At 46.4% G+C, this 18,888-nt stretch carries 15 protein-coding genes; 14 read left to right on the top strand and 1 reads right to left on the bottom strand.

The window, feature by feature from the left end:
* Positions 1–118 precede the first annotated feature (118 nt).
* From K5Q99_RS00400 to K5Q99_RS00335, 14 genes are all read left to right on the top strand, one after another.
* The gene (locus K5Q99_RS00400; protein WP_031500474.1) at positions 119–811 is read left to right on the top strand and encodes a DsbC family protein; all 693 of its coding nucleotides are present in this window, start codon (positions 119–121) and stop codon (positions 809–811) included.
* Complete coding sequence (gene traC, locus K5Q99_RS00395) at positions 811–3,210, top strand: type IV secretion system protein TraC (protein ID WP_106651326.1); 2,400 nt, start codon at positions 811–813, stop codon at positions 3,208–3,210. Before K5Q99_RS00400 ends, traC begins: the two co-directional genes overlap by 1 nt.
* Positions 3,203–3,550 (top strand): hypothetical protein, encoded by a 348-nt coding sequence (locus tag K5Q99_RS00390; protein WP_004249366.1) that lies wholly within the window; start codon positions 3,203–3,205, stop codon positions 3,548–3,550. Before traC ends, K5Q99_RS00390 begins: the two co-directional genes overlap by 8 nt.
* A complete protein-coding gene (locus tag K5Q99_RS00385; protein WP_198555520.1) occupies positions 3,534–4,046 on the top strand; it encodes a S26 family signal peptidase in 513 nt (170 codons plus the stop codon). Before K5Q99_RS00390 ends, K5Q99_RS00385 begins: the two co-directional genes overlap by 17 nt.
* Before the next feature lie 7 nt (positions 4,047–4,053).
* Positions 4,054–5,181, top strand: coding sequence for a TrbC family F-type conjugative pilus assembly protein (locus tag K5Q99_RS00380; RefSeq protein WP_428848592.1), 1,128 nt, complete (start codon positions 4,054–4,056; stop codon positions 5,179–5,181).
* A gap of 31 nt (positions 5,182–5,212) precedes the next feature.
* A complete protein-coding gene (locus K5Q99_RS00375) occupies positions 5,213–6,193 on the top strand; it encodes a TraU family protein (protein ID WP_428848593.1) in 981 nt (326 codons plus the stop codon).
* 2 nt (positions 6,194–6,195) lie between these two features.
* Positions 6,196–9,888 carry a conjugal transfer protein TraN gene (traN, locus tag K5Q99_RS00370; RefSeq protein WP_172782669.1) on the top strand — a complete coding sequence of 1,231 codons (3,693 nt, stop codon included), beginning with the start codon at positions 6,196–6,198 and terminating at the stop codon, positions 9,886–9,888.
* Positions 9,889–10,047: 159 nt separating this feature from the next.
* Positions 10,048–10,386 (top strand): sll1863 family stress response protein, encoded by a 339-nt coding sequence (locus K5Q99_RS00365; RefSeq protein WP_001963909.1) that lies wholly within the window; start codon positions 10,048–10,050, stop codon positions 10,384–10,386.
* Positions 10,344–10,886, top strand: coding sequence for an oxidoreductase dimerization domain-containing protein (locus K5Q99_RS00360; RefSeq protein WP_100267449.1), 543 nt, complete (start codon positions 10,344–10,346; stop codon positions 10,884–10,886). Before K5Q99_RS00365 ends, K5Q99_RS00360 begins: the two co-directional genes overlap by 43 nt.
* Positions 10,887–10,964: 78 nt before the next feature.
* A complete protein-coding gene (locus tag K5Q99_RS00355) occupies positions 10,965–11,873 on the top strand; it encodes a GGDEF domain-containing protein (protein WP_106651323.1) in 909 nt (302 codons plus the stop codon).
* A 34-nt stretch (positions 11,874–11,907) separates the two neighbouring features.
* A complete protein-coding gene (locus K5Q99_RS00350) occupies positions 11,908–13,512 on the top strand; it encodes a putative bifunctional diguanylate cyclase/phosphodiesterase (protein ID WP_172782670.1) in 1,605 nt (534 codons plus the stop codon).
* Between the two features lie 87 nt (positions 13,513–13,599).
* Entirely contained in the window at positions 13,600–15,480 is a 1,881-nt protein-coding gene (locus tag K5Q99_RS00345; RefSeq protein ID WP_096070649.1) for a DUF294 nucleotidyltransferase-like domain-containing protein, read from the top strand.
* On the top strand, positions 15,480–16,226 hold the full coding sequence (locus K5Q99_RS00340; protein WP_001963920.1) for a 3'-5' exonuclease: 747 nt from the start codon (positions 15,480–15,482) through the stop codon (positions 16,224–16,226). The genes K5Q99_RS00345 and K5Q99_RS00340 overlap by 1 nt, the downstream gene beginning before the upstream one ends.
* Before the next feature lie 214 nt (positions 16,227–16,440).
* On the top strand, positions 16,441–18,051 hold the full coding sequence (locus tag K5Q99_RS00335) for a BCCT family transporter (protein WP_428848595.1): 1,611 nt from the start codon (positions 16,441–16,443) through the stop codon (positions 18,049–18,051).
* Positions 18,052–18,151: 100 nt separating this feature from the next.
* Here the strand turns inward: K5Q99_RS00335 and K5Q99_RS00330 are convergent, their stop codons facing one another.
* The gene (locus K5Q99_RS00330; RefSeq protein WP_106651321.1) at positions 18,152–18,754 is read right to left on the bottom strand and encodes a hypothetical protein; all 603 of its coding nucleotides are present in this window, start codon (positions 18,752–18,754) and stop codon (positions 18,152–18,154) included.
* Positions 18,755–18,888: the final 134 nt, after the last annotated feature.

The raw sequence follows: 18,888 nt of genomic DNA, 5'->3' as shown, positions 1-18,888 counted from the left end.
AGTGCGTAACAACACGTGGCACCCTAGCAAGGCATCCAATTCTTCAATCTATCTAACCGAGTCCACATAGGACAACTGCATAGACTGGAGCCTCGATTTACATTAACGAGGACTCCTCATGCGAAAACTATCTCCAATTATTCTGGCGCTTGCGCTGTCTCCATTGGTTCAAGCTGAACCTGTGTCTGAAGTGTCGCCCGTTGGCAAAATTGACGGCATGGTTTCTTTACCTGTCACGGGTATGAAAGCGGTCGAAAGCAATGGCCGTATTGTTTTCATGTCAGACAGTGGCCGGTTTGTCATTGATGGCACGCTCTATGATGCCTGGTCCAAAAAGCCGCTTACCAGCCTTGAAGAAATTCGAGAAGCGGGAAACACGCTGGACTTAAGTCGTCTTGGCTTAAAAATGGATGATTTGAACCCACTGACGCTGGGCGAAGGCAAAAAGAAAGTGGTGGTCTTTGTTGATCCACGATGCCCGCACTGCCATGAGCTTTTGAAACAAGCTTTACCGCTAACCAAAGAATACACCTTCCAAATACTTCCTGTGCCAGTGCTTGGTCCTGATTCAGAGCGTCAGGTTCGCCAGCTTGGCTGTGCGCGTGACAAAAAAGCGGCCACCGATGCATTGCTCAATGGTCGAATTAGTAACTTAGAGCAGGATGATGCCTGCAACTTAGAGCCAATGCAGCGTACCTTGGTGACGGCTCAAATCCTGGGCATTCAAGGTGTGCCTTTCATCGTCGCCAATGATGGTCGCATCAGCCGAGGCCGTCCTTATGATCTTTCTGCTTGGTTGGAGGGGCGTTAATGAAAGCCTCTCTGTATTCAGGGCAACGCGCTTCAGAGCTATTGCCAGTATTGGCCTATTCAGACGATGAGCAACTGTTTTTCATGGAAGACCAAAGTGTTGGCTTTGGTTTTCTATGTGACCCATTGCCGGGTGGTGATGAGTCTGTTGCAGACAGGGTTAATGTTCTACTCAACAACGACTGGCCAAAAGACACTTTGCTGCAATTTGGCCTGTACGCCTCGCCTGATATTCAAACCGACCTTCAGCGCATGATGGGCTTACGCCATCGTCAATCCGATCCATTGCTCAGGGCGTCGATACGCAAACGTGCGGACTTCCTCGATGGGGGCACGGTTCGACCGATAGAAGAATCAACCCAAACTCAGGTACGCAACTTTCAACTGATCGTCACCTGCAAATTGCCTTTGGAAAGTCCTATACCGACGGAGCGTGAGTTGAGTCGGGCATCCGCGCTTCGGGCTTCTTTCTCGCAAGCGCTGGCAACGGTTGGTTTTCGTGTTACTGAGATGACCGACCGAAATTGGCTCGCAGCATTAAGTGCTCAGCTTAACTGGGGAAAAGATGCTTCCTGGCGCAATCCATTACCAATCCGCAGTGAGGCAGATAAACCACTTCGAGAGCAAGTGTTGGATTATGACCGAGCTATCAAGGTGGATAGCCAAGGTCTGATGCTGGGCGATTACCGAATTAAAACCTTATCGTTTAAGCGCTTGCCTGAGCGGATCTGGTTTGGTCATGCCGCAAGTTTTGCGGGCGATATGATGACGGGCAGTCGCGGTTTACGCGGAAGCTTTTTGCTGAATGTCAGCATTCACTTTCCCTCAGCTGAGGCGATGCGATCTCGTTTAGAGACGAAGCGTCAATGGGCGGTCAATCAGGCCTACGGCCCGATGCTCAAGTTTGTGCCGGTGCTTGCAGCCAAGAAAAAGGGATTTGATGTTCTTTTTGAAGCCTTGCAAGAAGGTGATCGTCCTATTCGGGCAAATATGACCTTAACGCTGTTTTCACCAACGGAAGATGCGTCCATCAGCTCTGTTTCAAATGCTCGAACCTATTTCAAAGAACTCGGATTTGAGCTGATGGAAGACAAGTACTTCTGTTTGCCTATTTTCCTGAATGCCTTGCCATTTGGTGCTGATCGCCAGGCGATGAACGACTTGTTTCGATTCAAGACTATGGCGACACGGCATGTGATCCCTTTGCTGCCTTTGTTTGCGGATTGGAAAGGTACAGGCACGCCAGTGATTAACTTTGTTTCCCGTAATGGCCAGATCATGAGTGTGTCCCTTTATGACTCGGGCAGTAATTACAACTGTTGCATCGCGGCGCAATCGGGATCGGGTAAGTCATTCCTGGTAAACGAAATCATCTCTTCCTACTTATCTGAAGGCGGGCAATGCTGGGTGATTGATGTTGGCCGCTCTTATGAAAAGCTGTGTGAAGTCTATGACGGTGAGTTCTTACAGTTCGGGCGGGACAGTGGCATTTGCTTAAATCCGTTTGAAATCGTTGAGGACTATGACGAAGAAGCGGATGTGTTGGTTGGGTTATTGGCCGCAATGGCCGCACCAACGCAGTCATTAACCGATTTTCAGATGGCCAACCTAAAGCGTCAGACCCGTGAACTGTGGGAGAAAAAAGGTCGTGCCATGTTGGTTGATGATGTGGCAGCGGCTTTAAAAAATCATGAAGACCGACGTGTGCAGGACGTGGGTGAGCAGCTCTATCCGTTTACGACACAGGGCGAATATGGCCGCTTCTTTAATGGCCACAACAATATTCGCTTCAAAAACCGTTTCACCGTTCTGGAGTTAGAAGAGCTCAAGGGGCGCAAGCACCTGCAACAAGTGGTGTTGCTTCAGCTTATCTACCAAATCCAACAAGAGATGTACTTAGGTGAGCGTGATCGTCGCAAGATTGTGTTCATTGACGAAGCTTGGGATCTGCTGACTCAAGGTGATGTCGGTAAGTTCATCGAAACAGGTTACCGTCGATTTCGAAAATATGGCGGCAGTGCTGTAACGGTAACGCAATCGGTCAACGATTTGTATGACAGCCCTACAGGTAAAGCCATCGCTGAAAACTCAGCCAATATGTACCTGCTTGGCCAAAAAGCTGAAACCATCAACGCGCTCAAAAAAGAAGGCCGCTTGCCACTAGGTGAAGGCGGTTATGAATACCTGAAAACGGTTCATACCGTCACGGGTGTCTATTCCGAAATTTTCTTTATTACCGAAATGGGCACCGGGATTGGCCGCCTCATCGTCGATCCGTTTCACAAGCTGTTGTACTCGTCCCGTGCAGAAGATGTAAACGCGATTAAGCAGTTAACGCGCAAAGGCCTTTCTGTTGCCGATGCCATCTCCCAGTTGTTAAAGGAGCGAGGCTATGAATAAGTCCACGCTTTGGCCATTTATGGCTTCTATTACTTTGTCTATTGCAGGCAGCGGTTTAATGACCAGCTGGCTCTTAATGAAAACACTCGAACCCATCCACAGCCAGTTGGCGTTAAGTACGCCCATTGCAGTCGTGGATTTTGGGGAGGCGGTGTTGTCACTGGGCCCCAATGCAAGCGAACAAGACATCGAATCCAGATTGCTTCAGACCAATCAGCAAATTGAAAAGCTAAAAGCAGCCGGTTTTATCGTGCTGGATGCCCAAGCGGTGGTGGGTGCTGATGATTCTGTATTTGTGCCAGTAGGCTCAAAGGAGGTGTCTCATGCAGATACTCCGTAAAAGAATGCCTTGGCGGCCATATCTCATCCGGTTGACCGCTCTCGCGTTAATCATGGCCTTGGTAGGCACCTATGCCATGATGCGCTACCGAATAGGTATTGATACCCAGCAAGAGCGCTGCTTGCCTGATACCACGGTGTACCTGATTGACCTATGGAATAAAGAGCTCGTTAAGGATGGTTTGTATGCCTTCCTCTCAAAAGGACTCGCTCCGTTATATAACGACGGTACTCGGATGCTTAAACGCCTAACAGGGATGCCTGGGGATGAAGTCAAGGTGACGCCTGAGCATGTGCTGGTGAATGGTGCTGAAGTCTCTACCGGCATGGCATTAGCCCAGCGTCTTGGTGTGGCTGAAACAGAATTTAGCCGCTCATTGACGCTGCAAGAAAACGAGTATTGGTTTTCCGGTGAGGCCGCAACGAGTTTCGACTCCCGTTATTGGAATGCCGTTAAGCGCGAGCAGATTGTCGGTCGCGCTTGGCCGCTTTGGTAGGAGGTGGATGATGAGAAGACTATGCCTCTTATTTTTGTTGGTTGCTCCATTGGCTTGGGTGCAAGTGTCCTGGGCACAAGAGCCTTATCCGTTGTCTGACGAGGACAAAAAGATCGTCGAAATGAGCCGCAGCATTTTACAAAGTGCTGTGGATGGTTCATCTGAATTTATAGAGCCTTTTGCACCGGTTGAACAACCTGCGTCGCTCAAACACAACGATGAATGGTTGATATTTGCGTCGTCCTCACTGGGGGATTCCTCACTAAAGCAGCTATTTAAAGAGGCCAGTGCTACCGGCGCTATTGTGTTGTTTCGGGGAATTCCTGAAGGAAAGACCTTGGGGGCGGCTATCCGTGATTGGCTTACCCTGATGACGGGGCTTGATCCTGTTCCTCAGGTTCGAATCGATCCGAAAGCCTTTGTGCACTGGCGGGTGACTAGCGTGCCTGCCATTTTCCGCATAGAAGATGACAAGGTGACTGCAAGTGCACTAGGGGTTTACAGCAAGGACTGGTTGCAGCGTCAAATTGAAACAGGCAATACCGGTTCATTGGGTCAACGCGGTCCTATTCATTCCATTTTAGAACCGGATTTGATGCAAGTAGCGATGCAGCGTTTACAGTCGATTGACCTGGGCGCATTAAAGAAAAAAGCCATTGAGCGTTTCTGGTCTCGCCAAACATTTACTGAGTTACCCAAAGCCACGCAGTATCGGATAAGAATGGTTGATCCAACCATCGTCATGCAGCGGCCACTATTGGATGCCAATGGCCGAACATTGATCCCAGCAGGAACGCGTATTAACCCGCTAAAAGCCTTGCCGTTTACTCAGCAGCTTGTGGTGTTTAATGCGTCGAACGCTGAAGAAGTGGACGCAGTTGCGCATTGGCTTGAGACGCAAGATAGGACACTGCGCCGCATTACGCTTATCACCACGCAGCTCGACCGTACTCAAGGTTGGAATCGCCTCAATGCGATAGAAAAGACATTGGACAGTCCGGTTTACCTTCTCAATGCCTCGCTAAAGCAGCGCTTTGATCTGCAAGTCACCCCATCGTTTGTTCAAGCAAAGGGGCTCGCGTTTGAAATAGAAGAAATTCCAGCAAAGGAGCTTGTTCATGAAAAAGCTCAATAATACGTATCGTCTGTTGCGGACTCTCGTTGTCATGTTTGTCCTTGGCGCATCTATTCCTGCAAAAGCCGAACTGACCTGCCCAGACGCGGGTTTATTGTCGGGTAAGTTGCTGACGGATGTTTGCTGGTCATGCATTTTTCCTATCCGGGTTGCCGGTCTTCCTCTTGGCTCTGGCAATGTCCCAAGCGGCGCATCAAACAAGTCGTTTTGCTTATGTGAAGACAACTTAGGTGTGCCAAGGCCAGGTATTGTTACCAGCATGTGGGAGCCAGCGCGTCTGATTGAACTGGTCAGAACGCCGGGTTGTTCGCCTTCCCTGGGAGGGATTCGTTTACCGTTAGGTGATAGACGACTGCAAGGTGGTCATGGCGAGGGTGAATACGACACCGGTGATCTTGCTTTCTACCATTACCATTATTACGCCTTTCCGCTTTTGGTCATGCTCGATTTGTTCATGGATGGCAATTGCAATGCCGATGGTTACATGGACTTTGACTTGATGTATTTGTCGGAATTGGACCCAACATGGCTGAACGATGAACTGGCCTTTTTTACTCAGCCTGAAGCGGCTGCCGTTGCCAATCCATTGGCTATATCTGCTTGTACCGCTGACGCTGCTTCATCAACGCTTGGTAAACCCATCGACCAGTTGTTTTGGTGTGCTGGCAGTTGGGGCCATCTCTACCCGTTATCTGGCCACACCTTAGCGTTTGGCTCATTAGCAGAAAACACCAGCCATTTAGCGGCGCGTGCAATCGCGGCTCAACACAGGCGTGGTCTTGCTAGACGAACAATGGGGAACAGTGCGCTATGCCGACCTGTTATCGAACCCATGCTGCCGAAATCCCAATACAAGATGAGTATGTTCTTCCCTGTACCAGAAACTGAAAGTGCGCATGTCATCGGTGAAAGCACCATGAAATGGGGAGAGTGGCGAACGATCCCCGGTGCCGGTGAAGATGCGCTCTACATTTTGTGGCGCTGGCAAGACTGCTGTAACTCGGGAGGTTAACCATGAAACCAACACTTTTTACCCGAGTGTTAGCGGGTGTTTTATCAATCACTATGGCGTGCTTGCCCTTACATGGTGTGGCCGCTGATGTGCAGCGCCAATCCGGCCTAAGCGGACAACAAGAAGGTAAGCAATTACTGCAAAATTGGACGATGCCCGCACTTAACGGCAATACATTGTTGGTGCCGAGTGGCAGTGGTAATGAGACGATTAACTTGCAAGAGCTTTTCCCTGGTATGGATCAGGGCTCATTGGATGTCTTAACGGGCGTTTATGGCTCTGATGCCAGTATGAATCAATTGGGGACACAGCGCCAAGAGAGCATTGCATCCGAAAGTGGCGCTACGGGTGAGGCGTTTCGCTCGCTACAGCAAATCAAAGACAGGTCTCGGCCAGATATGGTCAATGATCCGCTTTGGGCATTAACTGATGCGGTTCAAACTGACCCCAATCTATTAACGCAAAGCTTCCCCGGCTGTGAGTCTCAAGGTGAAGGCAGCCCCAATTACCAGCAATGTGACAGGCTCAATACAGCGGTTAACAGCTGCACGATTACTCACGATTACACGGCAGGCATCATTGAGCATGTTTCAGGGCCGATGAACCTTCGCTCTTGTGGTGAAGGGTGTCTTGAAGTTTGGATAGGACGTATTGGCGACAACTACTGGAGTGGCCGTTGTAAAGTGTTTGAACAGGCCATCACACTCAAAGTCGTGAACCCCGATGCGATTACCTCAGCCGTTCTTGAGTACGCCAAATGGGATGACTACATGCAAGTGTGGCTTGGCGATCAGAAAGTCTGGTCTGGGCCGAACAATAACTTTCCACCAGAAACGGCTGGCCGCTGCGAGCTCAGTACCAGTTGGGCGCGCAATCCAAATACCGATCTCACTGCCAAGCTAAAAGCGGTAGAGCCCGGTTTAGAAGTGCCGGTAAAAATTCGCGTATCGGTTACGGGTAGTGGTGAGGGGTATGCACGCATCAAGGTGCGCTTTGATCCAACCAAGGTGGTGATGAATGATAGTTGGTCGCCACAATCCTGTATCGAACAAGCAGCGGATATCCCGGCTAAGTTTTCAGACTACAGCATTCAATGCACGGATCAGCCGTCTTCAACCAACGGATGTACGGTGGTCAATGGTGTTTCAGTTTGTGAATCCTACTTTGCCCCAAGCCCAGTGGCTGGCATATCGCCTTTGTGTCGGCGTGTACAAGTCAGTGTGGATGATGAAAGCTATAAGGGGATTGAAAATCAGGCCTGCCAAGTGCTTGAAGCGAATCCTTCCTGTGGATTCATGTCGTCAGAATGTGCCGAAACCAATGATAAAGGCGAATGCATTCGTTTTACCGATACCTATGACTGTGGATTGCAAACCAGCGATCCAAAGTGTGTGGTATCCAACCTTATGCCAAGTAGTTTTGAGGCCTGTGAGCCTACTCAGACGATTACGCCATTCACTGAAACCAAGCATGTACCGGATTACCAGGTGTGCGAAAAGATCAGCACGCTTACTCAGTGTCAGTTAGAGCGACGTGTATCCGCTGAAACCCATCAACAAAGTTGGTCCATCAAACGCGGTTGCTTTAGCTCTGAAACGCTCAGTTTTGTTCCACAGCACAGCAGTACTATGCAAACTGGAAACGCGACGCTGAGGATTTTTGATAATCAAAATACTGAGATAAAAATCACCGAGTCGCCATCCAAGGCAAATGGTTGGAAAACGACACTCTCACTGACGGGCAATAAGGAAACAGTGACTGAGACGAAACCGTCGATTAAATACCCTGAAATGACGTGTCCAAAAGGAACCTTGGTTGGCTCATTGTGCAAGGTCGTTAATGGGTCGATTATTTCGTGGCATGAACCGCAGGAAGTCACGCGTTCCAGATGTGAGTCCGGCTGGAACAAAGTCGATTTCGATACTTGCAGCCGAGAAGTTCAGAAGTGTTTGGCTCCTGCGAAACTGAGTGCTTCCTTGACCTTCTCTGGCAAATACTTAGAGCAAGACGTTGTTCATCAATCAAGTGATCCGGGCATAGACCAATGCTTGATGCAAACGGATCAGTTTACTGCGGTGCAGTGGCAGTGTTTGGATACGGGCACAAAACGAATCGAAGGGTTAACGGTTGGTAGTGGCGAGTTGGCGAATCTTGGAAGTCTTTATCCGGCGGTTGTTTCGTCTCCTGCTCATTTAACCAGTCGCGGCAGTTCTGATGGACTAGGGCTCTCATGCTGGAGGGCAAGAGCGACCTACAATGCTTCGACTGCTCATCCAGAGTTTAACATGGGCAGCTCAGACAGCTGGGTAGATGCCAATGGTAATACACAAACCATCGTCAATAACGGACAAAACACGACCACCAATACGTGTTCCGCGCTAGAGCAAAACCCAGCCTGCCAGTACGTCAGAACCGAATGCACTGAAGGCGGGGCTGGTCATGAAGGCTTCTGCTATATCCAAAGTTTGGTGTATGACTGTGGACAAAGCGTTGAAGTGCAAAATGCACGAATGGAAACTCAATACAACTGTGAGGGGCCAGTTCGCTGCATGGGCACAGATTGTTTAGAGCCAGAGTCAATCAAGCAGGCTAACTTTGCAGAAGCTGCTGCGATGCTTAATGCGGCGCAGTTTATGGCCAATGATATGTCATGCACGGGAGCTGATGGCCAAGATAACGTCGAGTGTACGGTCTTTAAAGGTAATGCTGGCCAGTGCAAAAAAGCCGTTGGTGGCATAGTGGATTGCTGTGAAAAGCCAAGTGGCGTGTCGTTATCGGATTACATCACGATGATAGTGGCGGTTAACAAGCTTGATACGGCAGTCATGGCCATGAATCCGTCGTCAGCTATCTATGGTTCGTGGAATACGCTTAGGGAGCCAATCACGAGTACCTGGAGTGCGGTTAAAGAGCCTTTTGTGTCTGCATGGGACTCTCTCATGGGGGCTGGACCATCAACGGCTGCTGGCGCGGGAGCGGAGCAAGCTGCGACTGGCTTCATGCAGGTGTTGACCAACAAAACGGCTGAATGGGTAGGTACGACTTTTGGTTCGGGGGCGCAATCGGCACTGTTTAGTAACGTTGGTGGCGCTGTTGGAGCCGATGGGGTTGTTTCGGGTGGTAACTTCGCGCTGGGTGGTGCTGCTGGCGCGGTTCTAAGTACGGTTATGACGGCCTACATGATTTATTCAGTCACCATGATCCTCATTCAGCTTATCTGGAAATGTGAGCAGAGCGAGTTTGAAATGAACGCCAAGCGGGTATTGAAGAGTTGCCACTATGTAGGTTCTTACTGCAAGTCTAAGTTCTTAGGTGCATGTGTTGAGAAACGGCAATCATATTGCTGCTTTACTTCGCCACTTTCACGGATCATTCAAGAACAAGTGCGTCCTCAATTGGGCCTTGGCTGGGGCAGTGCCAAGTCACCAAACTGTGAAGGTTTGACCGCGAGTCAGTTAAACCAGGTCGATTGGAGCCAAGTCAATCTCGATGAATGGATTGGAATCTTATCGATAACAGGCAACCTACCAGAAATACCGTCACTGGATCTGGAACGACTCACTGGCTCAGGAAGTACGCTAAACGTAGATGGAAATCGTCAGAGTGCCGCAGACAGAGCCATTGAACGGCTAAACGGAATGGATGCTCAGAAACTTCGCAAGGAGGCGACGGAAGAGGTAACAAGGAAAAATTGATACTCATATCTAAAAATTGTTAACTCTTATAGAAAGTAAGGTATTTGTTTACTATGATTATCAACAACGGTTTCTTCTTGGTATCAAAAAGGATAAATAATTTGTTTGTTTCAAGGGGGGGATTCTAATATACGATTTTAGTACATTACCAAAGAGCTTGTGGCTACGCTTAAGCAATACAGCTCAAGTCAACGTGAGCAAGCAATCAAAGACGCAGAAGTGGCGCTTGAAAAGCTGAATGGACGTATCGATGACCTAGAAAGTCGTGTTGACAGGAACTGGGACAGCATGTCTGAAGCAGCTCGTGAGCAAGCCAGAGTAAACCTAAAAATGCTACGTAAGCAACGAAATGAACTTGCTGAGTGGTATGGAAGCTTTAAAAACAGTTCTGAGAGTGCATGGGAACAGATGAAATCTGGCTTTTCTGATGCATACCTGAGTTTGATCGCAATACAATGCAACTGGGTGATCTGCCACTGTTTATTGCAGGTGATGTGAATGCTGACCTCAGTCTGCTGCATGAAGCAGCCGATGAAGGTTATATTGCAGGCGTTAATGCCGTATCGGACAGTCTTACCTGTTTTAAGCGGCGCACGCCGCTGGCGATTGTTTTTTCTGAGCCGGGTATAGCCGCTGTTGGCCTGCGTTTTAACCAACTGGCAGCATCCTGTTTAGTAGGTTGTGTGGATTTTAGCAAACAAGGCCGTGCGCTTACCGCGCAGATAAATCAGGGTGTGATGCGCATCTATGCTGATTGCGATAATTATCGCATTCTAGGGGCTGAAATGTGCGCGCCGGCAGCAGAGCACCTTGCTCACTTACTGGCATTAGCTATTTACCGGGAGCTTACAGTACATGACATGTTGGCTATGTCGTTCTACCATCCTGTTTTGGAAGAAGGGCTGAGGACTGCGCTTCGCGATATCTCGGTTCAATCAGCAGTTAGTCAAGCAGATTTAAGTCACTGTAGTGCCTTTGGTTCTGCTGCGCTTGATTAAGCCTGGTAACTATGTTGGTCAATTGAATTCGCGGTAAAGCGATTAACGATTACTTTTGATTAAAAGTGAGGATGACGAATGCCCGAAAAAGCGCTATTCCGAGAAGAAGACGTAGATAAGTTGCAAAACTTTCATTATGCTTACAAAAAGACAGTAGCGAAATATCATGCTTGCAGGCTTGATTTTTTTTATAAGTTATTTTGTTTTTCTCATAGTACCGGCGATGTTTCGACAACTGATATAAAGAATTTACTCAGTGCATTAGAGATAATTTCGACATTGAAATCCAATGCTGTCGATGAAGTGAGTACTCATAGCTTATTTATAGAAATTGAGAAGCAGCAGAAGAAACTTGTTGAGCAAGGTGAGATGGTCATTGAAATACTTAAAGCAGATCGCATTCAGACGGATTCAATACACAAATTAATTGTCATCATGAAACAATTTGATGTTTTGTTAAATCGTTTGGATCTAGGTTTAACGGCATCCTTAACTGATGTAGATGAGTTAACCGGTTTATTAAATCGAGCCGCTTTTGAGCGTACTGTAAAAAAACTGCAAGCTCAATCTTCACGAAGTGGAGAAATGTTGAGTCTTGCTATAATTGATGCTGATCACTTTAAAGAAGTAAATGATACTTATGGCCATAACTTTGGCGATTATGTACTAGAAGAATTAGCGGATTGTTTTGAAAAACATATTCGCCCTCTTGATAGTGTTTATCGTTATGGTGGCGAAGAGTTTTTGGTTTTATTACCCAACACTGATACAGAGCAAGCTGAGCGTGTTATGAACAGATTACGTGAGGAGGTAGCAAAGCTACCTCTAAGCAACGATGGTATTTCTGTTGCGCAAACTGTATCGATAGGGATTGCCAGCTTGGAATGTGATGAAGATCCTGACGAAGCGATTGAAAGGGCTGATGAGGCCTTATATAAGGCAAAAGACACCGGTCGGAACAAAGTCATATTATGGCAGGATAAATAGCATGGCATTTACGGATTATATTAGGGTGCCAAACATGAAAATTTTACAAAATTATCGCCGTCAACTGGTTCTGCTGTCGCTGCTATGTTTAGCCTTTACAGCGCTTTATTTGTGGCTTAATGGTTACCCGTCGAATAATAGTACCTTGATAACTCTGCTGTTAGTACCTCTGGTTATCGGTAGCTTACTATATGGTCTAATCGGGATGATAATCAGCAGTGTATTGGTTTTTTTAGTTTTCTATGGGCTATCTTATGGGCAGGATGTCACAGTAAGCTACTGGTTTCGCTTTATAATATTTATTGCTATTAGTGGATTCGTTGCCTTTTTTGTGCAAGTGCAAGCACATTATGAGCGCCGTATAAATTACCTGTTAAACCATGATCCTGGCACCAAATTACCAAGTAGGCTTGCCCTTTGGCAGGCGATAGATAATCAGCTCAATGCTAAAAACATGGCGCAGAGTCCAAACGGGCTTGCTGTGATAGCAATTGATAACTTACATGATATATCAATTACATTTGATCATGATGTAGCCGATGAATTGCTGGTCACTATGTGGCAACGCATTGTAGATGTTTTTTATCCTGGCGCAAAAGCCTATCATTATCATCGTGAGCGGTTAGCGGTGTTATTTCACAACCCTGAATCTAATACTGACGTTTTACAGCGCAAATTAGCAAGTGTTTTGGCTGAATCGGTTAAATATAATGGCATTCCTATTCACTTTTCAGCTCATGTGGGCTATGTGCCAATCGACTCCAATCTTCGTGGTAAGCGAACAATTATTAATGAAGCAGAGTCCGCTTTGCTTTATGCCATTGAGAATGACAGACAGCTAGTTGAGTTTAGTGCAGAGATGCGCTGTGAAAAGCGAACGGCATTAGCTATTTTGGGGAGTGTGCGAACGGCAATGGCATCGGGTGAGTTAACCTTACATTACCAGCCAAAAATCGATCTTAAAAACAATAAAGTAGTGGGATTTGAAGCCCTCGCTCGTTGGCGTGATACTAAGCTTGGTGTTTTATCTCCAGCGGAATTTATCCCGCTGATTGAAAATACAGAAATAATTCATGATTTCACCTATTGGGCCATCGACTTTGCATTAAAAACATTAAAGAAATGGTCTTCTGATAAGCCTGATTGCTTTATTGCTGTCAATGTTTCCAGTCATAACTTATCCGATGATGGCTTTGCTGACAAAGTAAAATCACTCCTTAAAAAATATACACTAGCCTCATCAGTATTAGAGTTAGAAATCACAGAATCTGAAATTATGAAAAATCCAGAAAAAGCGATAAAGGTTCTGCAAGAGTTAGCTGATATTCCTGTGGTGATATCTATTGATGATTTTGGTACTGGCTATTCCTCATTGGCCTATCTCAATCGTCTTCCCGCAACGGCTCTAAAAATTGACCGCGCTTTTATCAGCCAGCTAGACAATGACAAAAATGTAAAAGCTATTGTAACGGCTGCAATTGATTTAGGGCATGCACTTGGCATGAAAGTGATAGCTGAAGGGGTTGAAACCGAAAACCAGAGGAAAATACTTCAAGAATTGGATTGTGATATTGGGCAAGGTTATTTATTTTCAGCCGCCATGCCAGAAAGTGAGGCGCTGTGTTGGAAAGTGCTGTGAGTTTGGCTTTGTTACGCAAAACAATAATTCACTACAGTTTACATTTATAGCATGTATTGACGGGCTGTTTAACCCAAGGGATATTTAATGCAATCTGAACAGTTAGAAGTGTTAAAATTCATTAGCCAGTATCCACCTTTCGATGATCTACCCGAAGAGCAGTTAAAAAAGATCGCTCTAAATGCAGAGGTTGCATACTTTCGGCAAGGCACAGAAATACTCAATTTTGGAGACATGATCCGCGACTTATATATGGTGAGAAGCGGCGCTGTGGAGATCTACCGACGTAAAGGCGAACTCTATAACAGGATTGACGCTGGTGGACTGTTTGGACAGATGGGGTTGTTAATGAACAACCGTGTGCGTATGCCTGCCAAAGCGATAGAAGACACCTTGGTTTACTGTATTCCGGAGGATATTTTCAACGAGCTTTGTGATGAGTTTGAAAACTTTGCTGACTATATGGAACTGGAAGACAGCGCGCGTTTGCGAAGCGCAATATCCAGCCGCTCAGAAAGAAATGACTTTACCACTGCCAAGGCACGTAAGATCTTAGCGAGAGATCCGGTAACGTTGGAGGCGACGGCATCGATTCAAGAAGCCGCGATACTGATGGCGGAGGAAAATGTCACCTCTTTGCTTATTGTTCGCCCAGCAGAAGAACTCACAGAAGAAGATGATGAACAACTACTTGGAATATTGACTGATCGCGATCTATGCATTCGCGTATTAGCTCAGGGTATTGATACCAATATCCCAGTGAGTGAGGTCATGAGTTATGACGTGGTGTCTCTGGATTACAACGCTTATGTCTTTGAAGCCATGTTAACCATGTTGCGCTACAACGTGCACCATCTCCCAATTTTAAAAGATAAAAAGCCGATAGGAATTATTGGCATGACGGATATTGTCCGTTATGAATCTCAAAACAGCTTGCTGCTCGTTAGCTCTATCTTCCAACAAACCAGCGTTGAAGATCTCAAACAAGTTTCTGAACAAGTGAAAGACTGCTTTGTACGAATGGTGAATGAAGATGCCAACGCTCATATGATTGGTCGAGCCATGTCGGTCATTGGTAGTAGCTTTAAACAGCGTTTGGCTGAATTAGCAGAGCAAGAGCTTGGCCCTGCGCCAATTCCGTATTGTTTGGTCGCGATGGGATCGATGGCCAGGGATGAACAGTTAATTGTAACGGACCAAGACAACGCCCTTATTCTCGACAACAGTTATGATGTTGAGATGCACGGGGAGTACTTTGAAAAGTTTGCCAAATTTGTTTGTGATGGTTTAGCAGCATGCGGCTATGCTTACTGTACTGGAGATATTATGGCTACCAACCCAGAATGGCGAAAAACTCGTGCAGAATGGGAAGAATGCTTTGGAAACTGGATAGACAATCCAACCCCTGAGAGGTTGTTAAATAGTAATATCTTTTTTGATCTCCTCGGTGTTCATGGGCGAGTGAAATGGGCGGAGCAATTAAGCAGCTTTATTGCGAGAAGAGCGAAAAGAAATAACCGCTTCCTTGCATGTATGGCTTACAACGCGATACGTCGTACACCGCCATTGGGCTTCTTCAAAGATTTTGTTATGGAAAAAGATGGTCGTCACCGCAATTCTATTAACTTGAAAAGAAGAGGTACTGCGCCATTGGCAGATTTGATTCGAGTACATTCATTGGCAATTGGTTCCCGTTCGCAAAACTCGTTCGACCGTTTAGACGATATCAATGATGCGGGCATCTTACCTAAAGGGCGAGGAATGGACTTGAGGGATGCAATGGAATTGATCTACATGGTTCGAATTCGTCATCAAGCACTCGATATCGAAAATGGAGATGAACCAGATAATAACATTGAGCCAGAGAACATGTCAGAGTTTGAGCGCCGAAACTTAAAAGCTGCTTTCCAAATCCTTAGTGATGCACAGAGCTTCATCAAGTTCCGATACCAGAGAAGTAGCAAATAATGTGGTTCTCAAAAAAGGCAGCAAAAGATCAGCCGTTGTTGGATACGTCTCGGACGCCAGAGTGGTCAACGTTATTCAAACAGCTCGCGAAAGAAGTAAGAGACGAGAGGCTCAAACGTTATTACTCGACACCGATGGTTAATGGGGAAACACCAATTGAGGAAGTGCCGTTTGTCTCGGTAGATTTTGAAACGACAGGTTTGAATGCGGAAGAGGATGCAATTCTCACGATTGGACTTGTGCCGTTTACTATTGATCGTGTTCAATGTAGTGGCTCTGCGCATTGGGTTGTTAATCCTAATCGTGAGTTAAACGAAGAGTCAGTCGTGATTCATGGCATCACTGATTCTGAAGTCAAAAACGCGCCCCAATTAACCCACATTTTAGGGGAAATATTGGATGCGCTGTCAGGCAAAGTTGTGCTTGTTCATTATAAAAATATCGAAAGGCTGTTTTTTAATAACGCGTTGCTAAATAGTATTGGGGAGGGGATACAGTTTCCCGTTGTCGATACGCTAGACATTGAACATGCGATACAGCGCCGTGAATGCAGTGGCCTATTCAATAAGTTAAAAGGTAAGAAGCCAGGCTCTGTCAGGCTGGGACATGCTCGTGAAAGGTATCGCCTTCCTGCTTATCAACCTCATCATGCTTTGACCGATGCGCTGGCAACTGCTGAACTGTTTCAAGCACAGTTGCAACATCATTTTAATCGAAACATGCCAATCTCTTCGATTTGGCAATAAGCGTTGTTTATGATGAAGGCAATAAAATGCAATGAAAGGTAGGGGCTTTGCGATTATGATGGCGGACTGAGTAACCGCTTATAAGAACTATGTTTTTTGAACATGTGTTTGGTAGTGATGGGAGGTTTCATCACTCAGACTCCGAAGAAAGTAATTTAAATTTGGTCACGTATTTTTAAGGAGATTATCCGTGAGCACCGATAATAACGGTGGCATTCAACGCCCCGATGGAAAGGTAAACGCGATAGACACTGACTATCAAATTGGTCAGGATAACGTCGCGTTAAAAGTAGGCCCGTTTGGCCTTGATATTCATAACCGTGTTTTTGCAATTTCTGGTTTAGCAATCATCCTGTTTGTTGTAGTAACACTATTATTTCGAGAACAGGTAGAGCCGTTTTTCGCAGATCTAAGAGCGGGTTTGTTACACCATTTGGATTGGTTCTTTCTTGCATCTGGCAATATTTTTGTCATTGTCTGTGTTGGGTTGATTTTTACACCGCTAGGTCGCGTGCGAATCGGTGGTACTGAAGCGACGCCAGATTATTCCTATGCGGGTTGGCTGGCAATGCTCTTTGCAGCAGGTATGGGTATCGGTCTGGTGTTCTTTGGTGTATCAGAACCTATGTCTCATTTTAGTTCTGCTATTGGTGGCGTGAACGTTGAGAACGGTGTTCGTACTGACTGGGCCCCTCTAGGTGGTGCAGAAGGCGATGCAAGTGCCGCATCTGCACTAGGCATGGCGGCGACGATTTACCACTGGGCGCTTCATCCGTGGTCAATCTATGCTCTATTGGCTCTTGGTTTGGCGATTTTCTCGTTTAACAAAGGCTTACCACTTACCATGCGATCCATTTTTTACCCACTGTTTGGTGAGCGTGTATGGGGTTGGACTGGTCACATTATCGACATTCTTGCCGTTGTAGCGACAGTTTTTGGTCTGGCAACGTCTCTAGGTTACGGTGCGTCTCAAGCCGCAACGGGTTTGAACTTCCTGTTTGATGTTCCAATGACGAATACTACGCAGGTACTATTGATTATTGGCATCACCGCACTTGCTTTAATCTCAGTTGTTGCGGGACTAGACAAAGGTGTGAAAATCTTATCTGAGATCAACATGGGGCTCGCTGCGCTTTTACTGCTTTTCGTTATTATTGTCGGCCCGACGATCGCGATTTTAACTGGCTTCTTCGAAAATATAGTGTCATATGTGGCTAATATTCCTGCCCTATCAATGCCATTTGGACGAGAAGACGTAAACTATTCTCAAGGTTGGACAGCATTCTACTGGGCGTGGTGGATTTCTTGGTCACCATTTGTCGGTATGTTCATTGCGCGTGTATCTCGTGGTCGTTCAGTTCGTGAGTTCATTATTTGCGTTACCCTTATCCCTTCCTCTGTTTGTGTGTTATGGATGACCGCTTTTGGTGGTAACGCTATAAGCCAATACGTGAGCGATGGTTATGAAGCTGTGTTCAAGGCAGAATTACCATTAAAACTATTTGCCATGTTAGATGTGATGCCGCTAGCTGAAATTACATCTTTTGTCGGCATTATTTTGGTGGTGGTATTCTTCATTACCTCTTCCGACTCTGGTTCACTGGTTATTGATACTATTGCCGCGGGCGGTAAGGTCGATGCGCCAACGCCTCAACGCGTATTCTGGTGTACGTTTGAAGGCTTAGTTGCGATTGCGTTAATGCTTGGTGGTGGTTTAGCAGCAGCTCAAGCAATGGCCGTGACCACAGGCCTACCTTTTACCATTGTTCTGCTTGTTGCAACTGTTTCCTTAGTAAAAGGCTTGATAGATGAACCGAGGCTATAAGCGCAGCAACTAAGAGAATTTATAGCTTATAAAATTCTTCGACAAAAAAAGTGCTAAAACCTACTGTATAATTAAAGCCCCTTCATTAGGGGCTATTTTCCTAGTTGGCGGGGTTATCTGTTTCCTCTTCAGTGATATCGTCATCGGTTGAAGGCACCGCTTGCTCAACTTCTGCTTCTTTACCCTTAGCTTGGGCTGATTTTCGTGCTCGAATTTCGATATCAATAATGCGTCGTGCAAGTTTGATAATTCGCTGTTGCCATGCGTAGTTGCCATCAACACGTTGTTTGTTGCTAAGCACGCTAGACAACCAGAGTGTGTCCATTGAGATCATCAACGCATCGAGTTTGCGAACTAAGCCGACAAACTGGCCAACCTGAGGCGAGCTGATTTTGGCGTTGAAGGTAATCGGGTCGGTGTAGTCAGGTACTTCATCGATGCCGTTGGACTCCATCAGTTTGTCCAAACGAGCTTGTTCGTTGTCTACCGCTTTAGCGCAATCCTCGATCAACTGGCTAATGATCTGTTCCACTTCATCAATTTCGTTCTCATCGCCAATGATGCGCAGGATGACATCGATTCCGTAAAGCGCACTGACCGTCCGTCTAAAAACACGGTCAACGACACGTTGCGCCTGTAAGCTATTAATTGTGAATGATTGTTCAAAGATGGGTTTTGAGTAATTGGTTTTTGCTTGGGCCATAAGTTTGCTCCTGATATGACAATAATCAGTCCCTAGCCTAATCCTCTGTGAGGTAATGGCCTTTCAGCTAGGTGGAAGAATTGAGCATCTTTCTAACTATCCTGTCTGGATAAGACGGTTACACTGACTATCAA

Origin of the sequence: Shewanella hafniensis (assembly GCF_019655335.1) — a bacterium.
Lineage (GTDB): Bacteria > Pseudomonadota > Gammaproteobacteria > Enterobacterales > Shewanellaceae > Shewanella > Shewanella hafniensis.
Note: the sequence above shows the minus strand (reverse complement) of the source record. Positions and strands in the feature narration are given on the sequence as shown.

Bases quoted from the DNA above. Each gene is read 5' to 3' on its own strand.
- K5Q99_RS00400 (WP_031500474.1), top strand. From the start codon at position 119: ATGCGAAAACTATCTCCAATTATTCTGGCGCTTGCGCTGTCTCCATTG.
- traN (WP_172782669.1), top strand. From the start codon at position 6,196: ATGAAACCAACACTTTTTACCCGAGTGTTAGCGGGTGTTTTATCAATC.
- K5Q99_RS00340 (WP_001963920.1), top strand. From the start codon at position 15,480: ATGTGGTTCTCAAAAAAGGCAGCAAAAGATCAGCCGTTGTTGGATACG.
- K5Q99_RS00360 (WP_100267449.1), top strand. From the start codon at position 10,344: ATGCAACTGGGTGATCTGCCACTGTTTATTGCAGGTGATGTGAATGCT.
- K5Q99_RS00330 (WP_106651321.1), bottom strand. From the start codon at position 18,754: ATGGCCCAAGCAAAAACCAATTACTCAAAACCCATCTTTGAACAATCA.
- K5Q99_RS00380 (WP_428848592.1), top strand. From the start codon at position 4,054: ATGATGAGAAGACTATGCCTCTTATTTTTGTTGGTTGCTCCATTGGCT.
- K5Q99_RS00375 (WP_428848593.1), top strand. From the start codon at position 5,213: ATGTTTGTCCTTGGCGCATCTATTCCTGCAAAAGCCGAACTGACCTGC.
- K5Q99_RS00350 (WP_172782670.1), top strand. From the start codon at position 11,908: ATGAAAATTTTACAAAATTATCGCCGTCAACTGGTTCTGCTGTCGCTG.
- traC (WP_106651326.1), top strand. From the start codon at position 811: ATGAAAGCCTCTCTGTATTCAGGGCAACGCGCTTCAGAGCTATTGCCA.
- K5Q99_RS00390 (WP_004249366.1), top strand. From the start codon at position 3,203: ATGAATAAGTCCACGCTTTGGCCATTTATGGCTTCTATTACTTTGTCT.
- K5Q99_RS00385 (WP_198555520.1), top strand. From the start codon at position 3,534: ATGCAGATACTCCGTAAAAGAATGCCTTGGCGGCCATATCTCATCCGG.
- K5Q99_RS00355 (WP_106651323.1), top strand. From the start codon at position 10,965: ATGCCCGAAAAAGCGCTATTCCGAGAAGAAGACGTAGATAAGTTGCAA.
- K5Q99_RS00345 (WP_096070649.1), top strand. From the start codon at position 13,600: ATGCAATCTGAACAGTTAGAAGTGTTAAAATTCATTAGCCAGTATCCA.